This is a genomic window from uncultured Formosa sp., from assembly GCF_947500765.1.
Classification (GTDB): Bacteria; Bacteroidota; Bacteroidia; order Flavobacteriales; family Flavobacteriaceae; genus Formosa.
Window position 1 is genome coordinate 1 of the sequence record NZ_CANMTH010000023.1, and the last position, 5,297, is coordinate 5,297.

A 5,297-nucleotide genomic window follows, 5' to 3' on the forward strand; every position below is an offset into this window, starting at 1 on the left:
TCAACAAAAAGAATAGACCATTTTGAGTACCAAATTTAATTCCATTAGTTGTTAAAAGTAATAGTGGAAACACTTAAAAATTTAACGATGAAGAGTTTGATCCTGGCTCAGGATGAACGCTAGCGGCAGGCCTAACACATGCAAGTCGAGGGGTAACATTGTGCTTGCACAGATGACGACCGGCGCACGGGTGCGTAACGCGTATGCAATCTACCTTTTACAGGGGAATAGCCCAGAGAAATTTGGATTAATGCCTCATAGTATATTAGAGTGGCATCACTTTAATATTAAAGATTTATCGGTAAAAGATGAGCATGCGTTCTATTAGTTAGTTGGTAAGGTAACGGCTTACCAAGACAGCGATAGATAGGGGCCCTGAGAGGGGGATCCCCCACACTGGTACTGAGACACGGACCAGACTCCTACGGGAGGCAGCAGTGAGGAATATTGGACAATGGGCGAGAGCCTGATCCAGCCATGCCGCGTGCAGGAAGACTGCCCTATGGGTTGTAAACTGCTTTTATACAGGAAGAAACACTGCTACGTGTAGCAGCTTGACGGTACTGTAAGAATAAGGATCGGCTAACTCCGTGCCAGCAGCCGCGGTAATACGGAGGATCCAAGCGTTATCCGGAATCATTGGGTTTAAAGGGTCCGTAGGTGGATAATTAAGTCAGGGGTGAAATCTTGCAGCTCAACTGTAAAATTGCCTTTGATACTGGTTATCTTGAGTTATTATGAAGTAGTTAGAATATGTAGTGTAGCGGTGAAATGCATAGATATTACATAGAATACCAATTGCGAAGGCAGATTACTAATAATATACTGACACTGATGGACGAAAGCGTGGGTAGCGAACAGGATTAGATACCCTGGTAGTCCACGCCGTAAACGATGGTTACTAGCTGTTCGGACTTCGGTCTGAGTGGCTAAGCGAAAGTGATAAGTAACCCACCTGGGGAGTACGTTCGCAAGAATGAAACTCAAAGGAATTGACGGGGGCCCGCACAAGCGGTGGAGCATGTGGTTTAATTCGATGATACGCGAGGAACCTTACCAGGGCTTAAATGTAGATTGACAGGACTAGAGATAGTTTTTTCTTCGGACAATTTACAAGGTGCTGCATGGTTGTCGTCAGCTCGTGCCGTGAGGTGTCAGGTTAAGTCCTATAACGAGCGCAACCCCTGTTGTTAGTTGCCAGCGAGTCATGTCGGGAACTCTAACAAGACTGCCAGTGCAAACTGTGAGGAAGGTGGGGATGACGTCAAATCATCACGGCCCTTACGTCCTGGGCTACACACGTGCTACAATGGTAGGGACAGAGAGCAGCCACTGGGTGACCAGGAGCGAATCTATAAACCCTATCACAGTTCGGATCGGAGTCTGCAACTCGACTCCGTGAAGCTGGAATCGCTAGTAATCGCATATCAGCCATGATGCGGTGAATACGTTCCCGGGCCTTGTACACACCGCCCGTCAAGCCATGGAAGTTGGAAGTGCCTGAAGTCCGTCACCGCAAGGAGCGGCCTAGGGTAAAGTCGATAACTAGGGCTAAGTCGTAACAAGGTAGCCGTACCGGAAGGTGCGGCTGGAACACCTCCTTTCTAGAGAAAGACGACTATTGGAGTAAGATAATAAAAGGAAAAGGGATAGTTTATTCTTAGCTGTTAATTTAAAATATAATTTATTATAGTTAGAGTCTCATAGCTCAGCTGGTTAGAGCGCTACACTGATAATGTAGAGGTCGGCAGTTCGAGTCTGCCTGAGACTACTAAGTATAATGATAAAGGAAATTCTAGAACTGAGAATTCTAAATTCACATGAAGAATACTAATTGATAGGATTTTACATGGGGGATTAGCTCAGCTGGCTAGAGCGCCTGCCTTGCACGCAGGAGGTCATCGGTTCGACTCCGATATTCTCCACAACGGCAAAAGATTGCAACTAATTTATTAGGAGCAATACGCCACACGTTCATTGACATATTGAAAAAGATACATAAAAATACATTAAGATATTTGAATATGTAGTATTGCACATACTATATATGATATATTTTGAATAAAAATAATAATTCGTTTATAATTAAGGTTTACGAGCTTTTAATTATAAACAAACTCATTAAAAAAGCAAAAAGTACAATAAGCTAAATAAGGGCGTATGGGGAATGCCTAGGCTCTCAGAGGCGATGAAGGACGTGATAAGCTGCGAAAAGCTGCGGGGATTGGCACATACAATATGATCCGCAGATATCCGAATGGGGCAACCCGGTATATTGAAGATATATCATGCCGTAAGGCAAGCAAACCCGGAGAACTGAAACATCTAAGTACCCGGAGGAGAAGAAAACAAAAGTGATTCCGTAAGTAGCGGCGAGCGAACGCGGATTAGCCCAAACCAATAATGTTACGGCATTATTGGGGTTGTAGGACCACGATATTTGAACCATGATGAATTAGAACGCTTTGGAAAGAGCGACCAGAGAGGGTGATAGTCCCGTATAGGTAAAGATTGGCAAGATAGTGGTATCCTGAGTAGTGCGGGGCACGTGAAACCCTGTGTGAATTTGGCGGGACCATCCGTTAAGGCTAAATACTCCTGAGAGACCGATAGTGAACTAGTACCGTGAGGGAAAGGTGAAAAGAACCCTGAATAAGGGAGTGAAATAGATCCTGAAACCATACGCTTACAAGCGGTCGGAGCACGTTTACGTGTGACGGCGTGCCTTTTGCATAATGAGCCTACGAGTTACCGTTGCTAGCAAGGTTAAGTGATTAAGTCACGGATCCGTAGCGAAAGCGAGTCTGAATAGGGCGCTTTAGTTAGTAGTGGTAGACGCGAAACCGTGTGATCTACCCATGGGCAGGTTGAAGCTGTAGTAACATACAGTGGAGGACCGAACCGGTTGACGTTGAAAAGTCTTCGGATGACCTGTGGGTAGGGGTGAAAGGCCAATCAAACTCGGAAATAGCTCGTACTCCCCGAAATGCATTTAGGTGCAGCGTTGATTTATAGTTTTATAGAGGTAGAGCTACTGATTGGATGCGGGGGCTTCACCGCCTACCAATTCCTGACAAACTCCGAATGCTATAAAATGTTGATCAGCAGTGAGGGCATGGGTGCTAAGGTCCATGTCCGAGAGGGAAAGAACCCAGACCATCAGCTAAGGTCCCCAAATATATGTTAAGTTGAAAAAACGCGGTTGAACTGCTTTGACAGCTAGGATGTTGGCTTGGAAGCAGCCATTCATTTAAAGAGTGCGTAACAGCTCACTAGTCGAGCGGTTCGGCATGGATAATAATCGGGCATAAACATATTACCGAAGCTATGGATTTATAATTTATTATAACTGGTAGGGGAGCATTCTATAGGTGTAGAAGGTGTACTGTGAGGTATGCTGGAACGTATAGAAAAGAAAATGTAGGCATAAGTAACGATAATGCGGGCGAGAAACCCGCACTCCGAAAGACTAAGGTTTCCTCAGCTATGCTAATCAGCTGAGGGTTAGTCGGGACCTAACGCGAACCCGAAAGGGGTAGTGGATGGACAACAGGTTAATATTCCTGTACCTGCTCTTACTAAAAGTGACGGAGGCGTAAATTTGGTGCGAACTGACGGAATAGTTCGTTGAAGCGAGTAGTAATACCGCGATAGTACACTGAGACTACGGTCAAGGTGATAATCCAGAAAAGCGACTTCCAAGAAAAGCGAAAGCAGCAGCCCGTACCCTAAACCGACACAGGTAGTTGGGATGAGAATTCTAAGGAGCTCGAGAGATTCATGGTTAAGGAACTAGGCAAAATAGACCCGTAACTTCGGGAGAAGGGTCGCCCCACTTCGGTGGGGCCGCAGTGAAAAGGTCCAGGCGACTGTTTATCAAAAACACAGGGCTATGCTAAATTGAAAGATGACGTATATGGCCTGACACCTGCCCGGTGCTGGAAGGTTAAGTGGTGGGCTTAGAGGTTTACCTCGACGGTCTAAAATGAAGCCCCAGTAAACGGCGGCCGTAACTATAACGGTCCTAAGGTAGCGAAATTCCTTGTCGGGTAAGTTCCGACCTGCACGAATGGTGCAACGATCTGGACACTGTCTCAACCATGAGCTCGGTGAAATTGTAGTATCGGTGAAGATGCCGATTACCCGCAGTGGGACGAAAAGACCCCGTGCACCTTTACTATAGCTTAGTATTGGTTTTGGATAAGTAATGTGTAGGATAGGTGGGAGACTTTGAAGCGGCATCGCTAGGTGTTGTGGAGTCATTGTTGAAATACCACCCTTTGCTTATCTAGAGTCTAACCTTCTTTTGAAGGGACAGTGCTTGGTGGGTAGTTTGACTGGGGTGGTCGCCTCCAAAAGAGTAACGGAGGCTTCTAAAGGTTCCCTCAGTACGGTTGGTAATCGTACGTAGAGTGCAATGGCATAAGGGAGCTTGACTGAGAGACCTACAAGTCGATCAGGTACGAAAGTAGAGCATAGTGATCCGGTGGTTCCGTATGGAAGGGCCATCGCTCAAAGGATAAAAGGTACGCCGGGGATAACAGGCTGATCTCCCCCAAGAGCTCATATCGACGGGGGGGTTTGGCACCTCGATGTCGGCTCGTCACATCCTGGGGCTGGAGAAGGTCCCAAGGGTTGGGCTGTTCGCCCATTAAAGTGGCACGCGAGCTGGGTTCAGAACGTCGTGAGACAGTTCGGTCTCTATCTACTGTGGGCGTTAGAAATTTGAGTGGATCTGTTCCTAGTACGAGAGGACCGGAATGGACAAACCTCTGGTGTATCTGTTGTTCCGCCAGGAGCATTGCAGAGTAGCTACGTTTGGAAGGGATAAGCGCTGAAAGCATATAAGCGCGAAACCCACCACAAGATGAGATTTCTTTAAAGGGTCGTGGGAGATGACCACGTTGATAGGCTATAGGTGTAAAGACAGTAATGTCATAGCCGAGTAGTACTAATAACCCATAGGCTTATTGTACGCCTGTTTTTTTAAAAGAGTACAAGAGAATTATTATATATAGTATTATTAAGTAGTAGACGTTTAACGTCCTTTTTCAATATGTTAAGATATTTGCGCAAAGCGCGGTTGGAGTTACAAGTTTATATATAGTATGTATAAAGAGTATACAAACAACCAACAATTTAAGGTGATTATAGCGATGGGGCTCACCTCTTACCATTCCGAACAGAGAAGTTAAGCCCATTAGCGCCGATGGTACTGCATTGTGGGAGAGTAGGTCGTCGCCTTTTTTAAACTAATCCTGAACATTTATTTGTTCAGGATTTTTTTTGTTTAAAAT

At 45.6% G+C, this 5,297-nt stretch carries 2 tRNA genes and 3 rRNA genes; all 5 read left to right on the forward strand.

Annotation, left to right across the window (positions count from 1 at the left end):
- The first annotated feature begins 84 nt into the window (after nucleotides 1-84).
- The 5 genes from Q1B05_RS18215 to rrf all read left to right on the forward strand — a co-directional run bounded on the left by Q1B05_RS18215 (nucleotide 85) and on the right by rrf (nucleotide 5,247).
- Nucleotides 85-1,604 (forward strand): 16S ribosomal RNA (locus Q1B05_RS18215).
- Nucleotides 1,605-1,697: 93 nt separating this feature from the next.
- Nucleotides 1,698-1,771: transfer RNA gene (locus Q1B05_RS18220), tRNA-Ile, on the forward strand.
- Nucleotides 1,772-1,851: 80 nt separating this feature from the next.
- Nucleotides 1,852-1,925: transfer RNA gene (locus tag Q1B05_RS18225), tRNA-Ala, on the forward strand.
- Nucleotides 1,926-2,139: 214 nt separating this feature from the next.
- Nucleotides 2,140-4,975, forward strand: a 23S ribosomal RNA gene (locus Q1B05_RS18230).
- A gap of 165 nt (nucleotides 4,976-5,140) precedes the next feature.
- A 5S ribosomal RNA gene (gene rrf / locus Q1B05_RS18235) occupies nucleotides 5,141-5,247 on the forward strand.
- The 16S, 23S and 5S rRNA genes sit together here with 2 tRNA genes alongside, the layout of an rRNA operon.
- The last annotated feature ends 50 nt before the right edge of the window (nucleotides 5,248-5,297 follow it).